General features: G+C 72.5%; 21 protein-coding genes. 11 read left to right on the top strand and 10 right to left on the bottom strand.

Annotation, left to right across the window (positions count from 1 at the left end):
- Positions 1–132: 132 nt before the first annotated feature.
- The 3 genes from ACFYY1_RS17640 to ACFYY1_RS17650 all read left to right on the top strand — a co-directional run bounded on the left by ACFYY1_RS17640 (position 133) and on the right by ACFYY1_RS17650 (position 4,874).
- The gene (locus ACFYY1_RS17640; protein ID WP_388586019.1) at positions 133–1,527 is read left to right on the top strand and encodes a nucleobase:cation symporter-2 family protein; all 1,395 of its coding nucleotides are present in this window, start codon (positions 133–135) and stop codon (positions 1,525–1,527) included.
- Positions 1,528–1,569: 42 nt separating this feature from the next.
- A complete protein-coding gene (locus ACFYY1_RS17645; protein ID WP_388586021.1) occupies positions 1,570–2,967 on the top strand; it encodes an 8-oxoguanine deaminase in 1,398 nt (465 codons plus the stop codon).
- A 557-nt stretch (positions 2,968–3,524) separates the two neighbouring features.
- On the top strand, positions 3,525–4,874 hold the full coding sequence (locus ACFYY1_RS17650) for a nucleobase:cation symporter-2 family protein (RefSeq protein ID WP_388586281.1): 1,350 nt from the start codon (positions 3,525–3,527) through the stop codon (positions 4,872–4,874).
- A gap of 129 nt (positions 4,875–5,003) precedes the next feature.
- Here ACFYY1_RS17650 and ACFYY1_RS17655 read toward each other — a convergent pair whose 3' ends face one another.
- Together ACFYY1_RS17655 and ACFYY1_RS17660 are read right to left on the bottom strand one after the other, a co-directional pair.
- Entirely contained in the window at positions 5,004–5,882 is an 879-nt protein-coding gene (locus ACFYY1_RS17655) for a chitosanase (RefSeq protein WP_388586023.1), read from the bottom strand.
- A 210-nt stretch (positions 5,883–6,092) separates the two neighbouring features.
- Entirely contained in the window at positions 6,093–6,401 is a 309-nt protein-coding gene (locus tag ACFYY1_RS17660) for an SH3 domain-containing protein (RefSeq protein WP_388586025.1), read from the bottom strand.
- 265 nt (positions 6,402–6,666) lie between these two features.
- On the opposite strand from ACFYY1_RS17660, the gene ACFYY1_RS17665 reads away from it, so the two are divergent.
- On the top strand, positions 6,667–7,350 hold the full coding sequence (locus tag ACFYY1_RS17665; protein ID WP_388586027.1) for an alpha/beta fold hydrolase: 684 nt from the start codon (positions 6,667–6,669) through the stop codon (positions 7,348–7,350).
- Positions 7,351–7,420: 70 nt separating this feature from the next.
- Positions 7,421–9,559 carry a hypothetical protein gene (locus tag ACFYY1_RS17670; RefSeq protein WP_388586029.1) on the top strand — a complete coding sequence of 713 codons (2,139 nt, stop codon included), beginning with the start codon at positions 7,421–7,423 and terminating at the stop codon, positions 9,557–9,559.
- Positions 9,560–9,621: 62 nt separating this feature from the next.
- On the opposite strand, the gene ACFYY1_RS17675 is transcribed toward ACFYY1_RS17670, so the two are convergent.
- Both ACFYY1_RS17675 and ACFYY1_RS17680 read right to left on the bottom strand, forming a co-directional pair.
- Positions 9,622–10,227 carry a TIGR03086 family metal-binding protein gene (locus ACFYY1_RS17675; RefSeq protein WP_388586032.1) on the bottom strand — a complete coding sequence of 202 codons (606 nt, stop codon included), beginning with the start codon at positions 10,225–10,227 and terminating at the stop codon, positions 9,622–9,624.
- A gap of 50 nt (positions 10,228–10,277) precedes the next feature.
- Entirely contained in the window at positions 10,278–11,339 is a 1,062-nt protein-coding gene (locus ACFYY1_RS17680; RefSeq protein WP_388586033.1) for an amidohydrolase family protein, read from the bottom strand.
- Positions 11,340–11,503: 164 nt separating this feature from the next.
- Here ACFYY1_RS17680 and ACFYY1_RS17685 point away from each other — a divergent pair, with 164 nt between their 5' ends.
- Positions 11,504–12,481 (top strand): fibronectin type III domain-containing protein, encoded by a 978-nt coding sequence (locus ACFYY1_RS17685; protein WP_388586036.1) that lies wholly within the window; start codon positions 11,504–11,506, stop codon positions 12,479–12,481.
- An 85-nt stretch (positions 12,482–12,566) separates the two neighbouring features.
- On the opposite strand, the gene ACFYY1_RS17690 is transcribed toward ACFYY1_RS17685, so the two are convergent.
- Positions 12,567–14,312 carry an ankyrin repeat domain-containing protein gene (locus ACFYY1_RS17690; protein WP_388586039.1) on the bottom strand — a complete coding sequence of 582 codons (1,746 nt, stop codon included), beginning with the start codon at positions 14,310–14,312 and terminating at the stop codon, positions 12,567–12,569.
- A gap of 278 nt (positions 14,313–14,590) precedes the next feature.
- On the opposite strand from ACFYY1_RS17690, the gene ACFYY1_RS17695 reads away from it, so the two are divergent.
- Complete coding sequence (locus tag ACFYY1_RS17695; RefSeq protein WP_388586042.1) at positions 14,591–16,879, top strand: glycosyl hydrolase family 18 protein; 2,289 nt, start codon at positions 14,591–14,593, stop codon at positions 16,877–16,879.
- Positions 16,880–16,996: 117 nt separating this feature from the next.
- Here ACFYY1_RS17695 and ACFYY1_RS17700 read toward each other — a convergent pair whose 3' ends face one another.
- A complete protein-coding gene (locus ACFYY1_RS17700) occupies positions 16,997–17,626 on the bottom strand; it encodes a TetR/AcrR family transcriptional regulator (RefSeq protein ID WP_388586044.1) in 630 nt (209 codons plus the stop codon).
- 108 nt (positions 17,627–17,734) lie between these two features.
- Here ACFYY1_RS17700 and ACFYY1_RS17705 point away from each other — a divergent pair, with 108 nt between their 5' ends.
- A complete protein-coding gene (locus ACFYY1_RS17705) occupies positions 17,735–19,015 on the top strand; it encodes an extracellular solute-binding protein (protein ID WP_388586046.1) in 1,281 nt (426 codons plus the stop codon).
- Between the two features lie 87 nt (positions 19,016–19,102).
- On the opposite strand, the gene aceB is transcribed toward ACFYY1_RS17705, so the two are convergent.
- Both aceB and ACFYY1_RS17715 read right to left on the bottom strand, forming a co-directional pair.
- The gene (aceB, locus tag ACFYY1_RS17710) at positions 19,103–20,722 is read right to left on the bottom strand and encodes a malate synthase A (RefSeq protein ID WP_388586048.1); all 1,620 of its coding nucleotides are present in this window, start codon (positions 20,720–20,722) and stop codon (positions 19,103–19,105) included.
- A 234-nt stretch (positions 20,723–20,956) separates the two neighbouring features.
- Positions 20,957–21,562, bottom strand: a complete 606-nt coding sequence (locus ACFYY1_RS17715; protein WP_388586050.1) for an NTP transferase domain-containing protein — start codon at positions 21,560–21,562, stop codon at positions 20,957–20,959.
- Positions 21,563–21,851: 289 nt separating this feature from the next.
- On the opposite strand from ACFYY1_RS17715, the gene ACFYY1_RS17720 reads away from it, so the two are divergent.
- Entirely contained in the window at positions 21,852–22,154 is a 303-nt protein-coding gene (locus tag ACFYY1_RS17720) for a DUF5955 family protein (RefSeq protein ID WP_388586051.1), read from the top strand.
- A 59-nt stretch (positions 22,155–22,213) separates the two neighbouring features.
- Here ACFYY1_RS17720 and ACFYY1_RS17725 read toward each other — a convergent pair whose 3' ends face one another.
- Both ACFYY1_RS17725 and ACFYY1_RS17730 read right to left on the bottom strand, forming a co-directional pair.
- Positions 22,214–22,858 (bottom strand): response regulator, encoded by a 645-nt coding sequence (locus ACFYY1_RS17725; RefSeq protein ID WP_388586054.1) that lies wholly within the window; start codon positions 22,856–22,858, stop codon positions 22,214–22,216.
- A complete protein-coding gene (locus ACFYY1_RS17730; RefSeq protein WP_388586056.1) occupies positions 22,855–24,063 on the bottom strand; it encodes a sensor histidine kinase in 1,209 nt (402 codons plus the stop codon). The genes ACFYY1_RS17725 and ACFYY1_RS17730 overlap by 4 nt, the downstream gene beginning before the upstream one ends.
- 110 nt (positions 24,064–24,173) lie before the next feature.
- Between ACFYY1_RS17730 and ACFYY1_RS17735 the strand changes: the two genes are divergently transcribed.
- Both ACFYY1_RS17735 and ACFYY1_RS17740 read left to right on the top strand, forming a co-directional pair.
- Entirely contained in the window at positions 24,174–25,268 is a 1,095-nt protein-coding gene (locus ACFYY1_RS17735) for an ABC transporter permease (protein ID WP_388586058.1), read from the top strand.
- Positions 25,265–25,945, top strand: a complete 681-nt coding sequence (locus ACFYY1_RS17740) for an ABC transporter ATP-binding protein (protein WP_388586060.1) — start codon at positions 25,265–25,267, stop codon at positions 25,943–25,945. The genes ACFYY1_RS17735 and ACFYY1_RS17740 overlap by 4 nt, the downstream gene beginning before the upstream one ends.

Below are 25,945 nucleotides of genomic sequence, written 5' to 3' on the forward strand. Positions count from 1 at the left end.
ACCCCCCCCCCCCCCCCCGGCTCGGCTGGCTCCCCGCCAACCACCCGGCGCCCGGGCCCCGCCCCCCCCGCCCGGGCCCCCTCCCCAACCGGCCGCGGGGGGCCCGCGCCACACCGGAGGGAACAGCTAGCCATGGCAACGCCTGCAAAAGGGCCGGCAGAAGGCCCGTGTTCCACCCGGCCGGAAGGACCAGAGGTCCACCCGGTCGACCAGAAGCTCCACCCCTCGCGGCTCGTGCCCGCCGCGCTCCAGCACATCGCCGCCATGTACGCGGGAGTGGTCACACCCCCGCTCATCATCGGCCAGGCCGTCCACCTCGACACCGCGGGCCAGACCCGGCTCATCGCCGCGAGCCTGCTCATCGCCGGTGTGGCCACCCTCCTGCAGACCCTTGGCGTCAAGGGCCTCGTCGGCAACCGGCTGCCCTTCGTCAACGCCGCCTCCTCGGCCGGAATCGCGCCGATGCTCGCCATCGCCGAGACCAACGCCAAGGGGGACCAGCTCCCCGCCATCTACGGTGCGGTGATGGTCGCCGGCGTCTTCTGCCTGGCCATCGGACCCTTCTTCGGCAAGCTCCTGCGCTTCTTCCCGCCGCTGGTCACCGGCGTCGTCATCACGCTCATCGGGGTGACCCTGATGCCGGTGCCGGTCGCCTGGGCGCAGGGCGGCGACAGGACCGCCGCCGACTTCGGGGACATGAAGTACCTGGCACTCGCCGCCTTCACACTCGTGGTCATCCTGCTCATCCAGCGCTTCGGCCGCGGCTTCGTCAAACAAGTGGCCCTGCTGCTCGGCCTGTTGATCGGAACCCTGGCCGCGATCCCGTTCGGCATGGCGGACTTCGGAGCGCTCCGCTCCGCCCCGGTCGCCGCGCTGCCGACGCCCTTCGCGTTCGGCGCGCCCGAGTTCCAGCCCGCCGCGATCATCTCGCTCTGCCTGGTGACGCTCGTCCTGATGACGGAGTCCAGCGCCGGAATGCTCGCCATCGGCGAGATCTGCGACCGCGAGACCGACGGCCGGACCATCACCCGGGGCCTGCGCACCGACGGCATCGCCACCCTCCTCGGCCCCGTCTTCGGCGGCTTCCCCACCTCCGCCTTCGCCCAGAACGTCGGCGTCGTCTCCCTGACCAAGGTGCGCAGCCGCTACGTCGTCGCCGCCGCGGGAGGCGCGCTCCTGGTCCTCGGTGTCTTCCCGGTGCTCGGCGCGGTGGTCTCCACGGTGCCGATGCCGGTCCTCGGCGGCGCCGGTATCGTCCTGTTCGGCTCGATCGCGGTGAGCGGCATCCGTACCCTCTCCGAGGCCGGACTCGACGACAGCTCCAACATCATCCTGGTAGCCGTGGCGCTCGGCGCGGGCATCATCCCGCTCGCCGCGCCCGAGTTCTACGCCGGATTCCCGTCCTGGGCGCAGACCGTACTGGGCTCCGGCATCAGCGCCGGAGCGCTCGTCGCGGTCCTGCTCAACCTGTTCTTCCACCATCTCGGCACCCACGGCCGCACGGCCGTGGCACTCAAATCCTCCTAGGGTCCTGCCGTGCCCACACCGCCGGAAAGAGAAGGAAGCACCATGGCAGCATCGGCAACCCCCGAGCATGTGGAACGCATCGTCATCGAGAACTGTTCGATCGCGACCGTCGACGCCCACGACACCGAGTACGCCTGGGGCCATGTCGTCGTCGCGGGCGACCGCATCGAATCCGTCGGCGCCGGCCGGGCCCCCGAGAACCTGGCCGACGTCGTACGCCGCATCGACGGCACCGGGCACCTGGTCACGCCCGGCCTGATCAACACGCACCACCACTTCTACCAGTGGATCACCCGCGGCCTCGCCACCGACCACAATCTGTTCGACTGGCTGGTCGCCCTCTACCCCACCTGGGCGCGCATCGACGAGCAGATGGCCCGCGTCGCCGCACAGGGTTCGCTCGCCATGATGGCCCGCGGCGGCGTCACCACCGCCATGGACCACCACTACGTCCACCCGCAGGGTTCCGGCGACCTGTCCGGCGCCATCATCGGGGCCGCCCGTGACATGGGCGTACGGTTCACCCTCGCCCGTGGCTCCATGGACCGCAGCGTCAAGGACGGCGGGCTGCCGCCGGACTTCGCGGTCGAGACCCTCGACGGCGCGCTCGCCGCCACCGAGGAGACCGTCCGCACGCACCACGACGCCTCCTTCGGGGCGATGACCCAGGTGGCCGTCGCGCCCTGCTCCCCCTTCTCCGTCTCCACCGAACTCATGAAGCAGGGCGCCGAGCTGGCGCGCCGCCTCGGAGTCAGGCTGCACACCCACGGCAGCGAGACGGTCGAGGAGGAGAAGTTCTGCCACGAGCTGTTCGGCATGGGCCCGACCGACTACTTCGAGTCGACGGGCTGGCTCGGCGAGGACGTGTGGATGGCGCACTGCGTCCACATGAACGACTCCGACATCGCCGCCTTCGCCCGTACAGGCACGGGTGTCGCGCACTGTCCGTCGTCCAACGCACGCCTTGCCGCGGGCATCGCCCGCGTCCCGGACATGCTGAGGGCCGGCGTACCCGTCGGCCTCGGCGTGGACGGCACGGCGTCCAACGAGTCCGGCGAACTGCACACCGAGCTGCGCAACGCGCTGCTCATCAACCGGCTCGGCGCCCACCGCGAGGCCGCCCTGAACGCCCGCCAGGCGCTCAGGCTCGGCACCGCCGGCGGGGCCAGGGTCCTGGGGCGCGCCGCCGAGATCGGCTCCCTGGAACCCGGCAAGCTCGCCGACCTGGTCCTCTGGAAGATCGACGGCATCGGGCACTCCTCGATCGCCGACCCGGTGACCGCCATCGTCTTCGGTGCGGCGGCCCCGGTCACGCTCTCCCTCGTGGGCGGAAAGCCGGTCGTCGAGGACGGACGGCTGGTGCACGCCGACGAGGACGCCATCGCCCGCGATGCGCGTCAGGAGGCGCAGCGCCTCGCGCGGATCGCCGCCGAGGGCTAGGCCGCGTCCGTAAAGTCCCGCCTGGCTCGCGACGCCTGGCACGCACGCTCGCGGCGTTGTCGGAATCGTCCTCGTACACCCGGTACGAGGACGATCCTCCGCCTTGCGATCGCACGCACCAGACGCCGCGAGCCGCGCCCTTCGGGCGTACGACGGGACTTTACGGACACGGCCCAGGGGGGAGGCCGCCGGATTTCCGCGGCGGCCACCCCCACCCAATGAACTCCGGTCGGGGGGGACGGCCCCCGACCGGACTTGAGCAGCCGAGCGGGCTGCTCAAGTGCCGCCCCGGGGCGTGGCCCAAAGCTTCACGGTCTCGGGGCGGTCAGCACTACCTGGGCGCAGTATCCACAACCGAATAACGGCAAGCCCTTGCACGACGCACCACCTCCCTGAAGCGAGTGCCGCCCCGGCACTGGAAAACAACCGGAGGAGCCGCAGTGGCCACCAAGCCCAGGTTCACCAAGCAAGGCACCACCCCCGACGAGGAAACCGAGGGGCGGACCGAAATCCCGGCAGGCAAGCATCCGGTCGACGAGAAGCTGCCGCCGCTGAAGATGGCGACCACCGGTCTCCAGCACGTCGCCGCCATGTACGCCGGCGTCGTCGCGCCGCCGCTGATCGTGGGCGCGGCCGTGGGCCTGTCGCCCAAGGAACTCACCTTCCTGACCGGCGCCTGTCTCTTCACCGCGGGCCTCGCCACCTTCCTCCAGACGCTCGGCATCTGGAAGATCGGCGCCCGGCTGCCGTTCGTCAACGGCGTCACCTTCGCCGGCGTCGCCCCGATGATCGCGGTCGTCAACTCGACCGACGACAAGAAGGACGCGCTGCCCGTCATCTTCGGAGCGGTGATCGTCGCCGGCGTCCTCGGGTTCATAGCGGCCCCATTCTTCAGCAAACTGGTCCGCTTCTTCCCGCCCGTCGTGACCGGCACGGTCATCACCCTCATCGGCGTCTCGCTGATGCCGGTCGCCTTCGGCTGGGCCCAGGGGCCCAACCCGGCGGCGAAGGACTACGGCTCGACGACCTACCTCGCCCTCGCGGGCATCACCCTGATCGTCGTCCTGCTGCTGCGGCGCTTCACCACCGGCTTCGTGAAGCAGATCGCCGTACTCCTCGGCCTGATCATCGGCACCGTCATCGCGATCCCGTTCGGCGTCACGGACTTCAGCCCGATCGGCGACGCGGCGGTCATCGGCTTCCCCACGCCGTTCCACTTCGGAGCCCCGCAGTTCGCCGCCGCGGCGATCGTCTCGCTGTGCGTCGTCATGGTCGTCTCGATGACCGAGTCCACGGCCGACATGCTGGCGCTCGGTGAGATCGTGGACCGCCCGGCCGACGAGAAGACCATCGCGGCCGGTCTGCGCGCCGACACCCTCGGCTCGGCGATCAGCCCGGTCTTCAACGGCTTCATGTGCAGCGCGTTCGCCCAGAACATCGGCCTCGTCGCGATGACGAAGATCCGCAGCCGGTACGTCGTCGCCACGGGCGGTGGCTTCCTCGTCCTCATGGGGCTGTGCCCGATGGCGGCCTCGCTGATCGCGGTCGTGCCGCGGCCCGTCCTCGGTGGCGCGGGCGTGGTGCTCTTCGGCTCGGTCGCGGCGAGCGGCATCCAGACCCTGGTCAAGGCCAACCTGGAGAAGGACAACAACGTCCTGATCGTGGCCGTGTCCCTGGCCGTCGGCCTCATCCCGATCGCCGCGCCGGAGTTCTACCACTCGTTCCCGGAGACCGCGAAGATCATCCTGGACTCGGGCATCTCGACGGGCTGTGTGGCGGCCGTGATCCTGAACCTGCTGTTCAACCACATCGGCAGCGGCCGCGACGCGGACGTCGTGACGGCGCCGATGGAACCGGGCGACGAGATCGCGTCCACCCGCGCCGGATCCTCCCCGGCACTGCACTGACCACGCGCGTGTGAAGCGGCGACCGCCCGTACGGCGCAGGCCGCTTCACACCGGACGACCCGGACGGCCGGTCCCGCACGAGCCGCGGCTCGACGCGGCGGGACCGGCCTCGGCGTTCCACCACTCGGGTCAGCCGATGTGGAAGCTGTCGCCGTACACCTTCCAGTCGAGCGGCGGGTCCAGGTTCAGGTTGCCCTTCTTCAGGAAGACCCGCTGGGCGGTGTCCACCCGGCTGGTGTCCTCGTGGGCCTCCTCCTGCTTCATCGCCCAGACGCGGGCGTCGAGGAAGGCATTGAGGTACGTGACCTCGTTGCCGCCCTGGGACGGCGGCTTGGCCTTGGACAGGGCCCGCTTGCGGATGGAGCCGAAGCCGGTGCTGTCGTCGCCGTCGCCGTGCATGACGATGGCGTCGTAGTACGCGAACTGGCCCAGCGTGCCGATGCCGTCCGCCTTGCCCTGCTTGACGGCCGGGTTGAAATACACCCGGTCCCGCTCGTCGTTCTGCGCCTTCCGGAACGCCGAGTCGGCTGCGGCCTTCACCCAGTCCTTGGTGAAGTTCGGGTCGAGACCGCTGTGCGAGGGGGTGCCGTTGACCTTCCGCAGCGCGGGGAGGTACTTCGCGAGTACGTTGCCGGGCTTGCGCTCGGTGTACAGCTCGACGAGGTCGAGCATGTCGCCGGTGCCGGAGCAGAAGCCGATGATGCCCGCGGTGTAGCCGCGGTCGTCGTCGATGTCCTCGATGTACTTGTACTGGGACTTCCAGTCGAGCGAGGAGTTCTCGGCGCTGGAGACCAGTTTCATGGCGATCTCCTTCTTCGCCGGATCGTCCAGCCCGGTCGCGGCGACGGCCCTGGGGGCCGCTGCCGCCGGCTTGCCGGCCGTCTGGTGCGAGGGGGCACCGGCGTAGGCGGCGACGGGAATGGCCGTGAGGGCCAGTCCAGCCGCGATGACCGTGATGCGCACGGAGCGGGTGTTGCGACGTTTGGCGCGCTTAGGGGGAGCGTGCACCAGTCCTCCAAAGGGGAGTTCGTCGTTCCGACGGTCTGTTAGGAAGCTTTCCTATCAGAGTGTGGGATGGTCGTACACCCCTCCGGCGCAGGGGAGTTGAGAAGTTCTCCCGGAAAGCGGGAGGCCCCGCACCGCGCCAGGGGCGTGATGCGGGGCCGAGGTGGGGGCCGAGGTGCAGGTCGGCGGGTGGATCGAGGTGGCGCGGCGGGCTCAGCAGTCGAGGTAGGCCACGTGGATCCAGACACCGGTCGGGCCGCCCCACAGGTCACCCATGACCCAGTCGCCCTGCTGGCCACGGGCGTTGAGCTTCTGGCCCCGGTTCACCTGGCCCAGGACCGGGTACTCACTGCCCGGCCCGCCGCGGAAGTTCACCCCGTTGTCGTTGACGGTGCAGACCACGGCCTGTGCCTTCACGGCCTGCACGGCGGTGGAGCTCGGCGCGGCCTGGGCGGCGGGGCTCACGGCCAGCCCGAGGCCTGCGGTCAGCACAGCCGCGGTCAGCAGCAGCTTCTTCATCATGTGGTTCTCTCCTCCGTATTCCGGCCCACGTGGGCGCGAGCCGTCCCTCAGCCCAACGGGCCGCCGACCGGCCGGTCACGGGGCGGAGCCGATCTTCGGGCAGGAATGAAGGCGCAGGTCATACGGGTTGCGCACCGGCGTGCGCAGGCGCCGGGGCGGACGCTTCCCGCGCCCCGGCGATCAAGGGTTTGAGCGGCACCGGATCCGGAAATCACCGCCGGACCCCCGGCCGGACCCCGGCCCGTGCGCCTGTAGCGTCATGGGTATGGAAGATCAGTCTGTAGTGGATGTCGGCGACGTACGGCTCGCGTACCGGACCTGGGGCGACCCCTTCGGCTCACCCGTGGTCCTGCTGCACGGCCTCGGCGGCTCCGCCGCGAGCTGGGAGGCGGCCGCCGCCCTGCTCGGCGAACAGTGGCGGGTGTACGCACTCGACCTGCGCGGCCACGGCGAGAGCGACTGGCCCGACGAATACTCCTTCGAGCTCATGCGGGACGACGTCCTCGGCTTCCTGGACGAGTGCGAGCTCGACCGGGTCGGCCTGGTCGGCCACTCCATGGGCGGTGTCGTCGCCCATCTGCTCGCCCAGGAGCACGCGGACCGGGTGGAGCGACTCGTGCTGGTGGAGACCCCGCCGCCGTTCCCGAGCGAGCCGAAGCCGGCCGCCGAGCCGGCGGGGCCGGTGGACTACGACGAGGCCGTGATCGCTCCCATCCGGGCCGAGGTGGCCGACCCCGACCCCGAGTGGGCGGCCGGCCTCGGCGAGATCGTCGCGCCGACGCTGATGATCGCGGGCGGCCCGGAGTCCACCATGCCCCAGGGGCGCCTCCAGGAGATGGCCTCGCTGATCCCGGACTGCCGGCTGATCACGATCGGGGGCGGCCACCGGGTGCACGAGGTCCACCCCGACCAGGTCGCCCACCAGATCACGGAGTTCTTCACCAGCTGAGGAGCGGCGTCCGGGGCGACCGGGCGCCGGCCCGCGGGTGGTGTCGGTGCCGGGTGGCAGGATCCGCTCCATGGATCTCGTACTGTTCCTCGCCGACGTCGACGCCCAGCCCTGGGCGGATCTCCAGCACGCCTACGGGAGCGCGGCGGACGTGCCCCGCCATCTGCGCGCGCTCGCCGGGGAGAGCGAGGCGGCCGCGTCGGAGGCGATCTCCGAGCTGTACAGCAGCATCCTGCACCAGGGGTCGGTCTACGAGGCCACGGCCCGCGCCGTTCCGTACCTGGCACGGCTCGCCGGGGCCGGGTACCGCACGGAGGACCTGCTGGCGCTGCTCGGCGGGATAGCGGAGGGCGGGGCGGACGACGGTGACGGCGACGCGGCAGCCTGCCGGACGGCCGTCGTCGGTGAGCTGGCGCTGATCCTCACGACGGTCGACGCCGAGGATCCGGGGCTCCGGCGCGCCGCGGTGTGGGCCGCCGCGATGACCGGCGCGGCCGAGCGGGTGCTGCCGGTGCTTCACCGGCGCTGGAAGACCGAGACGGACCCCCTGGTACGGGCCGAACTCCTGGGCGCGATGGCCCATCTGGACCCGTCGGGCACGGCCGGCGCGGCGACCGCGGCCATCGGCGCGGACGAACCCGGCGAGGTACGGATCGCGGCACTGCTGGCCTGCGTGGACGGCGGACTGCCGTGGGGACCGGCGCACCACGGGGAGATGCTCTCCCTCCTGCCGGTGAACGGCCTCGTCGAGGACCGGCTGGACCTTGAGCGCAACGAACCGCTTCAGTACGTCGTCGAAGCGCTGCTGCTCCGCGACACCGACGCCGACCGCGACGCCGCGTACACCCTGCTCGACGCCGCCCTGCGCAGTGCGGACCCCGACGCGCGGGAGGAGGCGCTGTGGGCCGCCGAGACGGCGTGCCTGCTGTCGCGCAGCGCGCCGGAGCGGCTGTCCGGTGCGGCGCAGGCGCTGATCGCCGACCCGGCGGACGCGCCCCCGGCGTACTCGCTGCTCGCGAAGCTGGGCGTCCGGGCCGCGGCGGCGGCTCCGCGGCTGGCCCGGATCGCCATGGGGGAGGGCGATCCGGCGGACCGCGCGCTGGAGGTGCTCGTCTGCGTGGACCCCGGCCGGGCCGCCCCGCTCCTCGCCCGTGACCTGGGGCGGCGCCCACGGGCACTGGGCGCGGCATGCGGGTTCCCGTACGCGGGGGTGGCCGGGGCCTCGTTCGCGTACGACCCGGAATTGCTGGACGCGATCCGTGACCGGCTGGCCGCGGCGGACGGTCCCGCTGCGGACGAGACCGTCCGGCTGGTCTCCCTGCTCGGCGCGTGGGGGAGCCGGGCATCGGCCGCCCTGCCCGAACTGTGGGCCGTGCTGCCGGCCTGCCCGACGGCGGTACCCGAGGCGCTGGTCGCGATCTGCCCGCCGGAGCACCGGGAGACGACCGCGGAGCTCCTGACCGCCGCGGCACGCACCGGCCCGGTGGAGGGCCGGCTCGCCGCGGCGACGGCGGTGCGCGAGCTGACGGGGGAGACCGGCCCGTTGCGGGCGGCCGTCGCCGAACGGCTGACCCCCGGCGATCCGGCGGTGCGGGAGGCGGCGCGCCTCGCCGCCGGGCTGGGCCCGGAGGCGGTCGCCCTGGTCCCCGCCCTCCGGTCCGCGCTCAGCGGCCGGGCGGGCGGGCGCAATATCCCGCAGATGGACGCCGATGTCGAGATCGCCGCGGCGCTGTGGCGGATCACCGGTGACCCGGAGGAAGCGGTGCCGGTGCTGGCCGGTGTGCTCGCGGAGACGGAGCCGGTGTGGCTGAGCTGGACGTCCGGCCGTGCCGCGCGGGCTGCGGCCCGCATCGGCGGCGCGGCCCGGCCGCTGGTCCCCGCGCTGGAGTGCCTGCTCACCGAGCCGATGCAGGTCCCGTCGGCGGTGCTCGCCCTGCACGCGATCGCGCCGGAGTCCCTCGACGGCCCCCGCACGGCCGCTCTGCTCCTGGACGCGGCGGAGCGGGACGCCGACGCGGAGACCGCGCTGGAGGCCCTCGCCGTACTCGGACCCGCCGCCCTCACGGAGGAAGGCCGTCGCCGCCTGACCGCCCTGGCCGAACAGGACCGCCGGGTGCGGGCCGCGGGCCTGGGGCCGGGGATGTCCCCGGCCGACGAACGGCTGCGGGAACAGGCACGCGAGGTGGCGCGCATGCCGGTCACCGCCTGACCGGGCCCCGCCCCGCGCGGGCCGCGCCGCCCGAATCCCGAGCGGCGCCCCCCGCGTACCGCTCAGTCGCCCGGTTCCCAGTCCGGGCGGCGGCCGCTCATCGCGATGGTCCGGTCGACGAGGGGCGCGTCGGCCGGGACCGGGACGGGCGGGCCGAAGATGCTCTCCGGCCGGGGGTTGCCGTCGTCGGGGGTCAGCACGGCCAGCGAGGCGCGAAGGCTCGCCTCGTCCCCCTCGTACGTCTGGCCGGTCGACCGGGCGAGGTCCCAGCCGTGGATCACCAGCTCGTCCAGCGCGACCAGCAGCGCCACCTCACCCGGCAGATCCACGCTGCCCGCCCTGGTCATCCCCTGGCGGGCGGCAGGATCGCGCCAGGCCGTCACCAGCTCGTCCAGCAGGGGCGGCAGCGTCTCGCGCCAGTCGCCGGCGAGGACCGGAAGGCTCGCGTCCACAGGGGTGTCGGTCGTCGGGCCGAAGTCCTTCCGCGCCGCGTCACGGAACGCCGCGCTCAGCCCCGCCACATGGGCGAGCAGCTCGCGCACGGCATAGTCCGGACAGGGCGTGGGGCCGTCCAGCTGCTGATCGTCGATGCCGTCGAGCAGGTCGGCGATCTGCCGTGCGGCGGGTTCCAGGTCGATGGTGGGAGCGGTCTTTGTGTGCGTGTCCATACAGTGCTGACTCCTCCGTCGCCCGGAACTCATCGCCGGGTGCCCGGGGCTCATCGCACGACGCGTCCGCGGAGCACGATCCGGCTCGGGTGGTTCAGCGCACCGGGGTCGAGCGTCGGATCGGTGGCGTACGCGACGACATCGGCGGGTGCGCCGTCCACCAGGCCCGGCAGCCCGAGCCAGGCCCGCGCCGTCCAGGACGCGGCGCCGAGCGCGGCGTGGGCGGGAAGGCCCGCCCGTACCAGCCATTCCATCTCACCCGCGACCGTTCCGCACGGGAAGGAGTCCGTCCCGGCCAGCACCGTCACACCCGCTTCGTGGGCCGCGCGCACATTGTCGAGCATGGTGTCCCAGCCGGCCAGCCACAGATCACGGCGCGCGCTCGGCTCCCGTGCCCGCATCGCGTCCTCCTTCGCGCCGAACACGCTCAGCGTCGGCACGAACGCCGTGCCCTGCGCGGCCATCCGGTCCAGCAGGGCCGGGTCGAGATGCATCCCGTGCTCCAGGCTGTCGGCGCCCGCCAGTACGGCGTTGCGGGTGCCCTCGGCGGTCTGGCAGTGCACCGCCACCTTGCCGCCCGCCGCGTGCACCAGCCCCACCACCGACCTCAACAGCGGCAGCGGCAAGGCCGGTTCGTCGGCGGCCCAGTCACCGATGACCTTGCACCACCCGCCCGAAGCCGCCGCCTCCTCCACGGCCGCCCGCGCCAACCCGTCCTCGCTCACATCGCGTCCGAAGCCGGGGAAGAACCGTCCGGGTGTGGCCAGCCACCGCCCCGCCGACGTCACATGGGGCAGCTCCGGGTCCTGCGCCACCCATGCGGGCATCCGCTGCGAGGTGCCGGGGGTGCGCACCGCGAGCACCCCGGCGTCCCGATGCTCGCCCAACTGCCTGCGCAGCAGCTCCTCGTCGAACGGCGAGCCCGGCTCCAGGGCGCCCGGATGCGTATGCACATCGACGAGACCGGGCAGCAGCCAGCCGCCGTCGACGACCGTCTCTGCGTCCCGGCCGGCGAGCCCTCCGGGCGGAGGGCCCGCGCGGAGCACCTCGCCGTCGGTCCAGAACGTGCGTTCCTCGCGTTCGGGCAGCACAACACCCCGTATGCACAACATCATCCGACCGTACGCCACACCGGGAACCGGCCGACGGGCGGCGGCACGCAGGCCGCCCGTACACATCGCCACATTGCGGAAGCTTCCGCTCCACCCTCTTGTCGGAGACCCCCACGCCATGCGATACAGGTCTGGACCATTGCTTCCGGACGGAAGGCACGACCGTGCAACGCCCCCACGCACCCGCCGCGTTGGCCTGTTCCGCCGCCCTGCTCCTCGCCGCGCTCACCGCCTGCGACTCCGCTCCCCGGCCCGACACCGCCAAGCCGACGGTGCCGGGCCGGGTGACGGCGCAGGCGAGCAGCGCCACCTCCGTGCACGTCATGTGGGAGCGGGCCTCCGACGACAGGGCGGTCACCGGTTACGAGGTCTACCGCGAGGGCGAGCGGGTCGAATCGGTACCGGCCGCCAAGGTGATGACCGACGTGGACGGGCTGACCGCGTCGACCGCCTACACCTTCACCGTCCGCGCCCGCGACGCCGCCGGGAACCTCTCCGCGCCGAGCGCCGCCGCACGCGTCACCACACCCGCCCCGACGCCCGCCGACCACGAACCGCCGACCCGCCCGGTGAAGCTGCGCGGAACGGTGGACGGCAGCCGGGCGGTGAACCTCTCCTGGGGAGGCTCGACGGACGACGTCGCGGTCACCTCGTACGACATCTATCAGGAGGACTCCCGGATCCACAGCGTGCCGGGCACCCGGACCACGGCACATCTGACCGGCCTGCGCCCCGGCACCGTCTACACCTTCACCGTCCGCGCCCGCGACGCCGCCGACACCTCCTCGCCGGACAGCGATGCCATCGACCTCACCACCGCCGCGGCCCCGGGTGCACCCGCGAGCACCGCCCCCACCGACCTGCGGATCAGCAGCCGCGTCCAGGGCAAGGAGTACGCCATAGACCTGGACTGGCGGCAGCCGGAGACGGGCGGCGAGATCCCCGCGTACCAGCTCTTCATCGGCGGCCGCCTGACCACCACCATCGTCTGGGGCGCCACCCCGCCCGAGGGCCGGGCGAACTACCGGCTCACCGTCACGGACCCGCGTGGCACCCGCTACTCGATGAAGCTCCGCGCCAAGCTGCCCGACGGGAAGTGGGGCGACTTCTCCGCCCAGCGCACGGTCGTCCTCGGCGACTGAGCCCCCTGCGGGCCGGGCCGTCCCGGCTCGGCGGGCGGGCGCGGTGGTACGCGGGGCTGTTCCGGTCTGCCGGGGGCGATGGTGCTCACCCGTCCTCGTCCTCCCCGTCGTCCTTCCGCTGCTCCCGCTCGTACCACCGGCCGGCCCCGAGGCCCGGATGCTCGTTCTCCACCCGTGCCCTGAGGAAGCCCAGGTCCGTCCGCCGGTGCTCGCGGATCAGCTGGTCAAGCGGGAGTCCCGCCCGGTCGACGACGTCGATCCGTGCCCCGGCCCCGATCAGCGCCGTCACGAGCTGAGCCGAACCGCCCTCGGCGACCGCCACGCAGAGCGGGGTGCGGTTCCGGTGGTCCACGTCCTCCAGACCGAGGCCGGCCGCCAGGAGTCGGGGCAGCAGGGGCTCGTGGTCGAGGAGGTTCAGCATGTGGAGCAGGCTCCGCCGTGCGCCGTCCCGCACGCGCGGGTCCATGCCGGCGTCCAGGAGCTCCAGGACCCCCGGGGTGTCCCCGTGCTGGGCGCGCAGAACGAGATCCCGGAGCTGTGCCCGCAGGCCCTTGGGCAGCCGGCCGGTGCCGGAGGTGACGGTGTGCTCCACGGCGAAGCAGCCGGTGACCGCGCCGCCGACGGCCCGCAGCGCTTGCTCGCGCTGCCGCTCCTGGGGGCTGTGCGGGGAGTCGAGCCGCCCGTCGCGGAAGACGACCTGGTGCCATTCGCCGCGGCACCTGACCCGTACCGGCGCGGGCGGCGTCGGTCCCGGCGGCCCCGCCGTCGTGCCGAGGCCGGGAAACAGGGCCCCGGCGACCAGCGGATGCAACTGGCCGGGAGTCGCGTCACCGGCCCGCAGCAGTTCGAGGTCCGGCAGCCGCTGCCAGCACGCCCGGGGCAGACGGGCCACGTCCCCGACCGCCTCCCGCTCGACCACTCTGATCCGCGGCCTTCTGTCGCCGTCCGGGCCCGTGAAGTCCAGCAGGGCGCAACCACGCCACCTCTCGCCGGTCTGAAGCAGCGCCACCGGGTACCGGTCCGCGAGCCGCCCGGCCTCCGACGCCAGCCCCGGAACATCGAGCGCCAGCCGGGTCAGGATCGTCTCCGGTGCCGTCCGGAGCAATGACGGCGGCTCCGGGCCGGTCGCGTCGAAGTCGATGCCCACCACCGCCAGCGACTCCGCGACCCGGCCCCGCTGGTACAGCACCGTCGCCCACTCGGCGCGGGCCACCGGATCACCGGCGCCCGGGTCCGCGTCGGGCAGTTCGTCCGCCCCGCGCGGTGTGCCGTCGGCATGGAGGAACGGCAACCGGTCGCCGCCGCCGGCGCGTGCGCGCAGTTCGCCGGTACGGTGCGCGTCCCACAGATACCGGCAGGCCCGCCAGTCCATGACGCCCGAGGAGCGGGTACGGGGTGCCGGGCCGGGGCGCACCGCCCCGAACCGGAGCGAGATCCGCTGCGATCCCTCGACCGACGAGGGCGTGCGCAGATACAGATACGGAGCCGTCGTCCCGGTCCCGTCCGCCGTGACGCCGTAACCCGCCAGGACCACGGTCAGGTCGGTGACGAGCGTCGAGCGCCCGCTCGGCACGCGCGGCAGGTGCCAGCGCACCAGGTCCGGTACCAGGCCGAGCAGATCGTCGCGGAGTGCCGCGGCCACGTCCGGACCGTACCGCGCGGAGACCTGCGGCAGGTCGAACGCCACATCGAACCGGGCCGCCGCGCAGGCCCCCCGCCAGTCCCCGGCCGCGCGTCGTTCGGCGGACGCCCCGATCATCCACCGGGGCACCGCGTACCGGTGGGCCAGCAGTCGGCTCGCCCTTTCCTGCGGGCTGAGGAAGGCCGTCATCGGGCCGGCTTCCGTGTCCCGCGTCCGCCCGGGACCAACCGACGCCATCGACTCCCCTTCGCGAAAAGGCGGCAGGACCGGCCGGATCCCCGCCGCGGGTGATCCTAGACGTGGCGGTCCCGGAATCGCATGCCAGTGCCGTCGTCGAAGAATGGTCTGAACCTCTTGACGGGTTGGTCCAGACCATTTAGTTTCCCCTGTGCTCCGTGGAACCAAGGGCAAGGAATCCCGCTCCCCCAGGACCGTCGCACCGGTCCCTGCCTCAAGGGAGAACTCCCATGTACGAGCACATGACACTCCGACGGAGAACGGCGACCGCACTCGTCGCCGTGCTCGGGCTGCTCCTCGCGCTGCTTTCCCTGCAAGCCGCACCCGCGCACGCGGCGGGCAGGCTGACGGCGACCTTCACCTCGGCCGACAACGGGTCGTGGTGGAAGGGGACGTACGTCCTGCACAACGACACCGACACCGCCGTGAGCGGGTGGAACCTCGAATTCGACCTGCCGGCCGGGGTCGCGGTCGACACCTCGTACAACGGCACCGTCACCACCCGGGGCAGCCATGTCACCGCGGTCAACGCCCACTACAACGGCACCGTCGCCGCGCACGGCACCAGCGAGCCGTACAGCTTCTGGTTCGTGGCGACCGGACCGATCGCCGCGCCGACCGGGTGCCGGGTCAACGGTGACAAGTGCGACGGCTCCGCGGACGCGCCGCCGGGCGCGCCCGGCGGACTGAAGCAGACCGATGTCACCGCCCGCACCGCGTCGCTGTCCTGGACGCAGGCCGCGGCCGGTGACTTCCCCGTGGCGTCGTACGACATCCTGGCGGGCGGCAAGGTGATGGGCTCGGCCACCGCGGCGACCTCCGTCACGGTCACCGGGCTGACCCCGGCCACCGCCTACTCCTTCACGGTCCGGGCCAAGGACACCCGGGGCAACACCTCCGCCGAGAGCGCACCACTGGCCGTCACCACCGTCGATCCGGCCACCGACACCTCCCCGCCCACCGCACCGGGCGCGCTGCACGCCACGGCGGCCGACTCCTCGTCCATCACACTGGCCTGGACCGCCGCGACGGACGACCAGCGCGTCGCCGCGTACGACATCTACCGGGGCGGGGCACTGGCCACCACCGTCCCGGGCACCACCACCACCGCCACCATCGGCGGACTCTCTCCCGCGACCTCGTACACCTTCACCGTCAAGGCGCGTGACGCGGCGGACAACGCCTCCCCGGCCGGCGACGCGCTCACGGCCAGGACGGACGACATCGTCGGCGCGGGCAACTACGCCAAGGTCGGCTACTTCGTCCAGTGGGGCATCTACGGCCGCCAGTACTTCGTCAAGAACCTGCACGACTCGGGGGCCGCCGGCAAGCTCGACATCGTCAACTACGCCTTCGCCAACATCGATCCGTCCAACCTCACCTGCCTGAACGGTGTCACCAAGGGCACCACCGCCGACCCCCAGGACCCCGAGCAGGGCACCGGCGCGGGTGACGCGGACGCCGACTACGCACGGCCGTTCAGCGCCGCCCAGTCCGTCGACGGCGTCGCGGACGACGGCTGGGGCAAACTGCGCGGAAACTTCAACCAGTTGAAGAAGCTCAAGAAACTCCACCCGGACCTGAAGATCGTGGTCTCGCTCGGTGGCTGGACGTACTCGAAGTACTTCTCCGACGTGGCGGCCACCGACGCCTCCCGCAAGAAGTTCGTCTCCTCCTGCATCGACATGTACATCAAGGGCAACCTGCCCGAGTACAACGGCGCGGGCGGCCCCGGCACCGCCGCAGGGATCTTCGACGGCTTCGACGTCGACTGGGAATGGCCGGGCACGGGCACCGGGCATCCCGGCAACCACTACTCGCCCGACGACAGGGACAACCTGACGCTGCTGCTCGCCGAGTTCCGCAAGCAACTGGACGCCCTCGGCGGCGGACACCGGCTGCTCACCGCCTTCACCCCCGCCGACCCGCAGAAGGTCGGCGAGGGCTGGGACCTGGGCAAGGTCTTCGACTCCCTCGACGTGGCGAACGTCCAGGGCTACGACTTCCACGGCTCCGGCAGCGACAACTCCTGGGAGCCGAACCGCACCGGCCACCAGGCCAACCTCTACACCGACGACCAGGACCCCTACGACTTCCACTTCAGCGCCGACGCCGCCATCAGGGCCTACACCGACGCGGGGGTCGAGCCCCGCAAGCTGACCCTCGGCATCCCGTTCTACGGCCGGGGCTGGCAGAACGTCGCCGACTCGGGGGCCGACGGCGAGTGGCAGACGGCGGGCGGCGCCGCCCCCGGCCAGTTCGCGGAGGAGGCCGGGACCCGCGGCTACGCCAACCTCATCGGCGCGTACCCGGCGATGACGGTCCATCACGACGAGCAGTCGGTGTCGACGTACGGATACACCGGCAGCCAGTGGTGGTCCTTCGACGACGCCTGGTCCATCGGCAGGAAGACCGACTACGTGAAGTCCAAGGGGCTGCTGGGGGTGATGATCTGGGAGATGTCCGGTGACACGTCACAGGGCACGTTGATGAACGCACTGGACACCGGCCTGAAGTAGCCGGCCCGGGGCCGATCGGCCGGTTCGCGGAGCCCCGGCGGGTTTCGCGGACCGGATCCGCGACGACCGGGGCCGGGGGAAAGAAGGGACCAGGGACCAGGGGCCGGGCGGCCGGAGTCAGGGGTTCCGCAGCGCGCTCTCGGCGGCGGTCAGGCAGCGTTCGGCCAGCGCCGCCGGCCCCTGCGGCCCCGCGACCGGGGCGTCGCCGGCCGCCCAGGTCTCCACCGCCGCCCGCACCGCCGCGCCCGCGACCCCGGCCGTCAGCCGAATGTCCAGCGAACCCGCACCGTCCGGCAGCCCGGCACGCGCCGCGAGCACCTCCGCCAGGGTGACGTCCGCGTCGTGGCACGCGTCGTTCCACACCGACTGGAGCGCCGGGCTGTCCGCCGCCATCCTCAGCAGCGACCGCACCCACTCCAGCGACTCGGTGGCCGCCGTGTCACCGAGGTCCGCGGTCAGCGCGTAGGTCGCCGCGTGCCGCAGCGCGTCCGGCACCGACAGGCCGGCCGGAGTGCTCCGCACCGCCTCCACCCACTGCCGGGCCCCGGCGTCGAGCAGCGGGGCGATGGCCTCCTCCTTGGTCGCGAAATAGCGGTAGAAGGTGCGCGGGGCGACGCCCGCGGCCCGGGCGATGTCCTCGGCGCGCGTGCCGCGCAGGCCGTGCTCCACGAAGAGCGCCGCCGCCGTGCGGGCGATATCCATGCGGGTCGCGGCCTTGCGCCGCTCCGTCAACGAGCCACCTTGCATGCGGATCAGGTTATGCCCTGGCGGTACTTCGCCCGCCGGACAGGCAATGGGCAGTGAATGCCTATGTGGCAGAATCTGCCACAAGTGCATGTGCTGAACGAGCAAGAGGTGGCAAGAGCGGTGCGTCGGCGGCAGTTCCTTCTTCAGACGGCCGGCCTCGCCGGCACCACGGCCGCATTCGGGCTCACCGGCTGCTCGACGAGCGAGGAGGTGAAGCTCCACCTGCTCGTGGCCAGTTACGACAAGAGCGTCGGTGCTTCGCTCGGCGACCGGTGGGACAGCATCGTGACCGCCTTCGAGAAGCAGCACGACGGCATCGGGATCAACCTGGAGCGGGTCCCGTACGACAAGATCGACAAGGTGCTCGCCCAGCGGGTCGAGGAGGGCCGGGCGCCCGACATCGCGGAGTCGAACGTCTTCGCGCCCTATGCCGAGGACGGCCGGCTCTACAACATGAGCCAGCTGTTCGACATCGTCACCCAGGCCGACTTCATCCGGGCCTTCACGCAGGCGGGCACGGTCGACAACGCCGCCTACGGCATCCCGTTCCTGGCCAGCACGCCCCGGCTCTTCTACAACAAGGAGCTCTTCCGGCGGGCCCGTGTCAGCGGTGCCCCCACGTCGTGGGACGAGTTGCGGGCGGCCGCCCGGGCGCTGAAGGCGATCGGCGTGAAGACGCCGTACGGGCTCCAGCTCGGCCCCGAGGCGGCCGAGGACGAGGCCCTGTCCTGGATGCTCGCGGCCGGCGGCGGCTACACGGACGAGCTGGGGGAGTACGACTTCCTGCGGCCGGAGAACCCCGAGGCCCTGGCCTGGCTGCGGGACGAGCTGGTCGCCGAGGGGCTGGCCGGTGCCGACCCGGCGAAGCTCAACCGGACCGAGGCGTACGCCCAGTTCCTGCGGGGCGACATCGGCATGATGATCGCCCACCCCGTGCTGATGGGCGCGGCCGACCAGGCCAAACTCCCTTATGCGCACGCCGCGTTCCCCAAGAAGAACGGCGGGGCCGCGCCTCCGGTGGGGGTCAGCGACTGGCTGATGGCGTTCCGGCGCAACGGTCACCGCAAGGAGTGCGGCGCCTTCCTCTCCTTCCTCTACGGCGGGAAGTCCGCCCGTACCTACGGCGGCGGCCAGTCCGTGCTGCCCGTGACGTACTCCGCCTCCGACGCGGCGGCCGGGAAGTCCGCCGAACGGCCGCTCCTGCCGTTCATCGAGCAGTTGGAGGAGGCGCAGTTCGCGCCGGTCAACATGCGGTCCTGGCCCGCCGTCCGGGGTGCGATCCGCACCGATGTGGGTCAGGCGGTGATGAAGGGCGGCGACCCCGAGTCCGTGCTCACCGGGCTGGACCGGTCGGCCGTCAAGGCGGACATGGCGGCGGCGACCGGCTGACGGCCGCACGCCTGAGCCCCCGGCGCTGTGCGTGCCGGGGGCTCAGGCGTTTCGGCCCGGGGGTGCGGGCCACTACGGGCGTGCGGTTCAGCCCAGCTGCTCGTACGCGGGCAGCGTCAGGAAGTCCGCGTAGTCCTGGTCCAGGGAGACCTGGAGCAGGAGGTCGTGGGCCTGCTGCCACTTGCCGGCGGCGAACGCCTCGTCGCCGATCTCCGCGCGGATCGCGTCCAGTTCCTCGGCCGCAACCCTGCGGGCCAGCTCCGCCGTGGCGTGCTCGCCGTTCTCGAAGACCACGTCCGCGTTGATCCACTGCCAGATCTGCGAGCGGGAGATCTCCGCGGTGGCGGCGTCCTCCATCAGGTTGAAGATGGCGACCGCGCCCAGGCCGCGCAGCCACGCCTCGATGTAGCGGATGCCGACCGCGACGGCGTTGCGCAGCCCCTCGTAGGTGGGCTGGGCGTCCAGAGAGTCGATGGCGATCAGGTCACCGGGGGCCACCGAGACGTCCTCGCGCAGGCGCTCCTTCTGGTTCGGCTTCTCGCCGAGGACCGCGTCGAAGGACGCCATGGCGATCGGGACCAGGTCCGGGTGGGCGACCCACGAACCGTCGAAGCCGTCGTTCGCCTCGCGGTCCTTGTCCGCCTTGACCTTCTCGAACGCGACCTTGTTGACCTCGGCGTCGCGGCGGGACGGAATGAAGGCGGCCATGCCGCCGATGGCGTGCGCGCCGCGCTTGTGGCAGGTGCGGACGAGGAGTTCGGTGTACGCGCGCATGAACGGCGCGGTCATCGTCACCGCGTTGCGGTCCGGCAGGACGAACTTGGAGCCGCCGTCGCGGAAGTTCTTGACGATGGAGAAGAGGTAGTCCCAGCGTCCCGCGTTCAGTCCGGAGGCGTGGTCGCGGAGCTCGTAGAGGATCTCCTCCATCTCGTACGCGGCGGTGATCGTCTCGATCAGGACGGTCGCGCGGACGGTGCCCTGCGGGACGCCGACGTAGTCCTGGGCGAAGACGAAGATGTCGTTCCAGAGGCGGGCCTCCAGGTGCGACTCCGTCTTCGGGAGGTAGAAGAACGGGCCCTTGCCGAGGTCGACGAGGCGCTGGGCGTTGTGGAAGAAGTAGAGGCCGAAGTCGACCAGTGCGCCGGGGACCGGGGTGCCGTCGAGCTGGAGGTGGCGCTCGGTCAGGTGCCAGCCGCGGGGGCGCATGACGACCGTGGCGAGCTCGTCGGCGGGCTTGAGGGCGTACGACTTGCCGGACTTCGGGTCCGTGAAGTCGATGGCGCGGGTGTACGCGTCGATCAGGTTGAGCTGGCCGAGGACCACGTTCTCCCACGTGGGGGCGGACGCGTCCTCGAAGTCGGCGAGCCAGACCTTCGCGCCCGAGTTCAGGGCGTTGATGGTCATCTTGCGGTCGGTCGGACCGGTGATCTCCACCCGGCGGTCGTTCAGCGCGGCCGGAGCCGGGGCGACCTTCCAGGAGTCGTCCGCGCGGATCGCCGCCGTCTCGGGCAGGAAGTCCAGCGTGGAGGTGCGGGCGATCTCGGCGCGGCGCTCACCGCGGCGGGCGAGCAGCTCGTCGCGGCGGGGCGTGAACTGCCGGTGCAGCTCGGCCACGAACGCGAGGGCCGCGTCGGTCAGGACCTCTTCCTGCCGGGGCAGGGGCTCGGCATCGACGATGGCCAGCGGGGACGGCGCTGGTGCGGACATGAGCTGTCACTCCTTCAGCGGGCGGTGCGGGCGGCGTCTCACGGCCGCCGGGTCGCCTGAAATGGCACGGCGTGCCAGGGCTCCGGGATACGGGCGTGGAAGCCGTCCGCGGTGCAGAGGGCTTCTGACCAGTGGATAGTAGTTTCCTCATGGTGGAAGTTCAATGGTTTGTTGATGTCGAGATTCTCAGGGTCGACAGAACTGCCCCGATGCTGGCGCAGCGTGCCAGTCCGGTCACCCGAGGTGTTTCAGGTCCTCCACCGTGTCGATGTCGTACGCCTGAGCCACATCGGAACACTCGACGAGCGTGATCGCATCGCGGTGCGCCCTCAGATACGCCCGAGCGCCCTGGTCGCCCACCGCCCCCGCCGCGATCTCCTCCCACCGGTCCGCGCCGAACAGCACCGGATGGCCGCGCTCCCCGCCGTACGCGGCGGCCGCGATCCCCGTCCGGGAGCGGTATGCCGCACGCACCCGGGCCACCGCGTCCGCGCCGATCCCCGGCTGGTCGACCAGGAGGACGAGCGCCGCGTCCGCCCCCGTGGCGGCCAGTGCCCCGAGCCCCGCCCGCAGCGAGGAGCCCATGCCCTCGGCCCATCCGGGGTTGACGGTCACCGCGCAGCCGGTGAGGTCGGCCCGCTCCCGTACCCGCTCGGCCGCCGCGCCGAGCACCACGTGGACGGGGCCGCAGCCGCCGTCCCGCAGCGTCCGCACCGCGTGCTCGACCAGCGGCCGGCCATGATGTTCGAGCAGGGCCTTGGGCCGCCCGCCGAGCCGTCGCCCGCCGCCCGCGGCGAGCAGCAGTCCGGCGACCTTCGGGGCTGGTGTTGTCGCAGTCATGCCGCCTGGATACACCGACGCGCCCCGGACGTGCACCCTTCGTGCGCCGTCGCATGCCCTTCGCGCACCCTTCGCGCAAGCAAGCGCCGGGTGGGTGCGAACGGGGGCGGCGTCCACTGCGAGGCGCGCGGATCACCCATACGGGGCCCCCGAATTCTGTCCGCGGAGTGGCGCCCGATACCTGTCATGGCGTTAACTTGCGCGCACGCCCGGACACTTGACCAAGGTGTGGGGACCGGTCGGAACACTGGCACAAGGATGTGCGAGGGGGAGTGCTTTGTTGCGAAGCGTGGGGCAGACGCGGGTGACCGGCAGCGGCGAGGACCCGAGGGTGACCGAGCTGCGTACGGCCGTCTCCCGGCTCCGCCGTGAGCTGGCGGGGCATCCGCGCGAATTCCCGGACCGGGGGATCGCCGAGGAGGAGCTGGCCGCCCTGGACGCGATGGCCACGTGCGGCGTGCCCGAGATTCCGCGCCTGCGCCGTTCGCTGCTGCTGATCGCGGGGGCGATCGGCTCGGTGAGCGCGCTGGCCTCCGCGCTCAGGGACGTACGGGTCGCCGTCGATCTCTTCGGCGAACCGCCGCGCGGCTGACCAGCAGCACGGCTGACTGGCAGCGCGGCTGACCGGCAGCGCGGCGGCGGGCGGCGGCGTCAGCGGCGGATGAGCCTGCGGGCCGTCGCCGCCGCGACCGCCGAGGTGCGGGAGTCCACGCCCAGCTTGGCGTAGATGTGCACCAGATGGGACTTCACCGTCGCCTGGCTGAGGAAGAGCCGCTTGCTGATCTGCAGGTTCGACAGCCCCTCGCCGACCAGCTGGAGGACCTCCAGCTCGCGCTTGGTGAGGGCCTCCGCGGGGGTCCGCATACGGTCCATCAGACGGTGCGCGACGGCCGGTGCCAGTGCCGAGCGGCCCGCCGCCGCGGTGCGTACCGCCGCCGCCAGCTCCTCCGGCGGGGCGTCCTTCAGCAGATAGCCGGCGGCCCCCGCCTCGACCGCGGCCAGGATGTCGGCGTCCGAGTCGTACGTGGTGAGGATCAGGACGCGGGGCGCGCCCGGCTGCGCCGTGATGGCCGCGGTGGCCTGCGAGCCGTGCATGCCCGCCCCGAACTGGAGATCCATCAGGACGACGTCGAACTCGCCGGTCGCGGCGAGCTCGACGGCCCGCTCGGCCGTGGCCGCCTCGGCGACCACCCGGAATCCGGGTTCGGAGTCGAGCACGGCGCGCAGCCCCGCCCGTACCACCGGGTGGTCGTCGGCGAGCAGCAGCCTGATGGGGGTGTCGGCGGGCGTGGTCATGCGGCGTCCTGTCCTGGCCGGCCGTCGGGGATGGGGAGCGGCAGGGTCAGGGCGACGGCCGCGCCCTGACCGGGGGCGGACTCGACACTGAGCGTGCCGCCGAGCGAACGGGCCCGCGCACGCATCGCGGGCAGTCCGAAGCCCCCGGTGTCCTGGTCCGCGCCGACCGGGCCGAGCCCCGGGGTGAACCCCCGGCCGTCGTCGACGACGTCCAGCGACACCGAGGTGTCCATGAAGCTGAGGGTGATCTCCGCACGCCCGGCCCCGGCGTGCCGCACCGTGTTGGCCAGCGCCGACTGGGCGGTACGCAGCAGCGCCACCTCGTACGGGGTGGGCAGCTCCACCGGGGTGCCGCTCACCGCGAACTGCACGGTGAGGCCGGGGCCGGTGGTGCGGGACGAGAGGCGTTCCAGGGCGGCCGCCAGGGAGCCGTTCTCCAGGTCCGGCGGCGACAGGGCGCGGACGAAGCGGCGGGCCTCGGCCAGGTTGTCCTGGGCGGCCTCCCGGGCCCGGCGGACATGCGCGGTGGCGGGGGCGTCGGCGGCCAGGGTGCGTTCGGCGGCGCGCAGCAGCAGCTGGATGCTGGACAGGCCCTGGGCGAGCGTGTCGTGGATCTCGCGGGCCAGCCGCTCGCGCTCGGCGAGCGTGCCCGCGGTGCGTTCCGCCTCGGCCAGCTCCGCCCGGGTCGACATCAGCTCCTCGATGAGTTGCCTGCGCCGTTCGCTCTCCCGGAACAGCGCCTCGTAACCGAGGACCGTGGCGACCGCGACGGCCGCCCCGAGCAGCGGCCCGATGAAGGTGCCCGGTGTGACGGGCTCGCCGTGCAGCACGAAGCAGGCGATGGCGGCGGCGGCGGTGACCGCGACGGCCGGCAGGGCCCAGCGGGTCGGCAGCAGGTGCAGCTGGAGGAAGTAGAGCGGGAAGGCCACCCACAGGGCCTCCGGCGACAGGACGAGCAGCGCCAGCCACACCGCGCCCAGCGCGGCCAGCCACAGCGCGGCGGCGCGGGTGCGCGGCTGTACGGAGGGGGCGAGCGCACCTGCCGCGTACAGGGCGGCCATCGCACCGCTGACCACGACGACGGCCCTGGGGTGCGTGCCGTCGGCGACGGCCCGTACCGCCGCCAGCGCCAGCAGCCCCACCAGCAGCGCGTGCAGACAGAGCCGCAGCGCGGCGGCGACCGGGGGATGGGTACGGGAGTCCATGACCCATCCAGCGTAGACGGGGGGTGCCGGGGGCCGGTCAATCAAAAGGTTGATGTCGGGCCCCACCGCCGAGCGATGTTTCCGGGCGCCCGGAGGCCGAGGCTTGGAGCATGTTCGTCGCATGGAGAGATCTCCGGTTCGCCAAGGGCCGGTTCGCGCTCATGGGTACGGTCGTGGTGCTGATCACGCTGCTCGTGGGTCTGTTGTCCGGCCTCACCGCCGGTCTGGCCCGGGAGAACACCTCGGCCATCACCGGGCTGAACGCCGACCACCTCGCGTTCGCCGCCCCGCCCGCAGACCGGTCGGTGTCCTTCACCGACTCGGTCGTGAAGGAGAGCGCCTGGCGGAGCTGGGCGGAGCGGCCCGGGGTGAGCGGCGCGGAGCCGCTCGGCATCCGCACCCTCAATGCCGTCGCCGGCCAGGGGGAGCGCACCGCCGCCGTGTCGGCGTTCGGCGTCCGGCCGGACGGGGACCTGGCGCCCACCGGCGGTGCCGGGGTCGGACCGGGGAAGGTGGTGCTGTCCGAGCAGGCCGCCGACGACCTGGCGGCCGGGGCCGGTGACCGGCTGCGGCTCGGCTCCACCGAGGTCACCGTCGCGGCCGTCGCGGGAGACGCCTCGTACAGCCACACCCCGGTCGTGTGGACCTCGCTCGACGACTGGCAGCGGTTCGGGGGCGACGGCGACGGCGGGGCACGGCATGCCACGGTGATCGCCCTGACCACTACCGGCGGCGCCGATCTCGGCGCGGGCGACAAGGCGGCCGGCACCAGCACGCTCTCCCTCGCCGACTCCCTCACCGCCATCGGCTCCTACCAGGCCGAGAACGGCTCGCTCCAGCTGATGCGCGGCTTCCTCTTCGCCATCTCCGCGCTGGTCATCGGCGCCTTCTTCACCGTCTGGACGATCCAGCGCAGCGGCGACGTCGCCGTGCTCAAGGCGCTCGGCGCCTCCACCCGGTACCTGCTTCGCGACGCGCTCGGGCAGGCTGTCGTGATGCTCGCCATCGGGACGGGCGTGGGCACCGCACTCGCCTCCGGCATCGGTGCCCTGATCAGCGGCGGTGCCGTGCCGTTCGTCCTCGACGCGGCGACCGTCCTGGTCCCGGCGGCCATCATGATCGTCCTCGGTGCCCTCGGGGCGGCCCTGTCCATCCGGCGGATCACCGCCGTCGACCCGCTCACCGCACTCGGGAGTGCCCGATGACCCTCACCCTCGCCGACGTCACCCTCACCTACCCCGACGGCGACACCCGGCTCACCGCTCTCGACCGGATCTCGCTGGACGTGCCCGCGGGTTCGCTCACCGCGGTCGTGGGACCGTCCGGCTCCGGCAAGTCCAGCCTGCTCGCGGTGGCCGCGACCCTGGTCACCCCGGACACCGGCCGGGTGGTCGTCGCCGGCACGGACACCGCCGGTCTCGGCCGCGCGGATCAGGCACGGCTGCGGCGCGACCACATCGGCATCGTCTTCCAGCAGCCCAATCTGCTGCCCTCGCTCACGGCGGCCGAGCAGCTCCAGGTGATGACCCACCTCTCGGGCGGTCAGGTGCGCGCGGCGCGCGGCCGGGCACTGGAACTGCTGGACGCGGTCGGCCTGGCCGACCAGGCCGGACGCAGGCCCCACCAACTGTCGGGCGGCCAGCGGCAGCGGATCAACATCGCACGGGCCCTGATGAACGACCCGGCGGTGCTGCTGGTCGACGAACCGACCAGCGCCCTCGACCACGAGCGGGGCGCGGCGGTGCTGGACCTGCTGGTCACGCTGACCCGGGAGCGGTCGACGGCGACGGTCCTGGTCACGCACGACCTGGCCCATCTGGACAAGGCGGACCGCACGGTCCGGATGGACGACGGTCGTCTGACGGTGCCGGAACCGGCCTGA

It is taken from the genome of Streptomyces sp. NPDC001890 (assembly GCF_042891445.1).
Taxonomy (GTDB): domain Bacteria; phylum Actinomycetota; class Actinomycetes; order Streptomycetales; family Streptomycetaceae; genus Streptomyces.

What these genes read in the sequence shown, in the direction of transcription:
- ACFYY1_RS17645 (WP_388586021.1), top strand. Translation starts at nt 1,570, where the DNA reads ATGGCAGCATCGGCAACCCCCGAGCATGTGGAACGCATCGTCATCGAG.
- ACFYY1_RS17675 (WP_388586032.1), bottom strand. Translation starts at nt 10,227, where the DNA reads ATGGACACGCACACAAAGACCGCTCCCACCATCGACCTGGAACCCGCC.
- ACFYY1_RS17725 (WP_388586054.1), bottom strand. Translation starts at nt 22,858, where the DNA reads ATGACCACGCCCGCCGACACCCCCATCAGGCTGCTGCTCGCCGACGAC.
- ACFYY1_RS17640 (WP_388586019.1), top strand. Translation starts at nt 133, where the DNA reads ATGGCAACGCCTGCAAAAGGGCCGGCAGAAGGCCCGTGTTCCACCCGG.
- ACFYY1_RS17715 (WP_388586050.1), bottom strand. Translation starts at nt 21,562, where the DNA reads ATGACTGCGACAACACCAGCCCCGAAGGTCGCCGGACTGCTGCTCGCC.
- ACFYY1_RS17665 (WP_388586027.1), top strand. Translation starts at nt 6,667, where the DNA reads ATGGAAGATCAGTCTGTAGTGGATGTCGGCGACGTACGGCTCGCGTAC.
- ACFYY1_RS17670 (WP_388586029.1), top strand. Translation starts at nt 7,421, where the DNA reads ATGGATCTCGTACTGTTCCTCGCCGACGTCGACGCCCAGCCCTGGGCG.
- ACFYY1_RS17735 (WP_388586058.1), top strand. Translation starts at nt 24,174, where the DNA reads ATGTTCGTCGCATGGAGAGATCTCCGGTTCGCCAAGGGCCGGTTCGCG.
- ACFYY1_RS17740 (WP_388586060.1), top strand. Translation starts at nt 25,265, where the DNA reads ATGACCCTCACCCTCGCCGACGTCACCCTCACCTACCCCGACGGCGAC.
- ACFYY1_RS17730 (WP_388586056.1), bottom strand. Translation starts at nt 24,063, where the DNA reads ATGGACTCCCGTACCCATCCCCCGGTCGCCGCCGCGCTGCGGCTCTGT.
- ACFYY1_RS17660 (WP_388586025.1), bottom strand. Translation starts at nt 6,401, where the DNA reads ATGATGAAGAAGCTGCTGCTGACCGCGGCTGTGCTGACCGCAGGCCTC.
- ACFYY1_RS17690 (WP_388586039.1), bottom strand. Translation starts at nt 14,312, where the DNA reads ATGACGGCCTTCCTCAGCCCGCAGGAAAGGGCGAGCCGACTGCTGGCC.
- ACFYY1_RS17695 (WP_388586042.1), top strand. Translation starts at nt 14,591, where the DNA reads ATGTACGAGCACATGACACTCCGACGGAGAACGGCGACCGCACTCGTC.
- ACFYY1_RS17700 (WP_388586044.1), bottom strand. Translation starts at nt 17,626, where the DNA reads ATGCAAGGTGGCTCGTTGACGGAGCGGCGCAAGGCCGCGACCCGCATG.
- ACFYY1_RS17650 (WP_388586281.1), top strand. Translation starts at nt 3,525, where the DNA reads ATGGCGACCACCGGTCTCCAGCACGTCGCCGCCATGTACGCCGGCGTC.
- aceB (WP_388586048.1), bottom strand. Translation starts at nt 20,722, where the DNA reads ATGTCCGCACCAGCGCCGTCCCCGCTGGCCATCGTCGATGCCGAGCCC.
- ACFYY1_RS17680 (WP_388586033.1), bottom strand. Translation starts at nt 11,339, where the DNA reads ATGTTGTGCATACGGGGTGTTGTGCTGCCCGAACGCGAGGAACGCACG.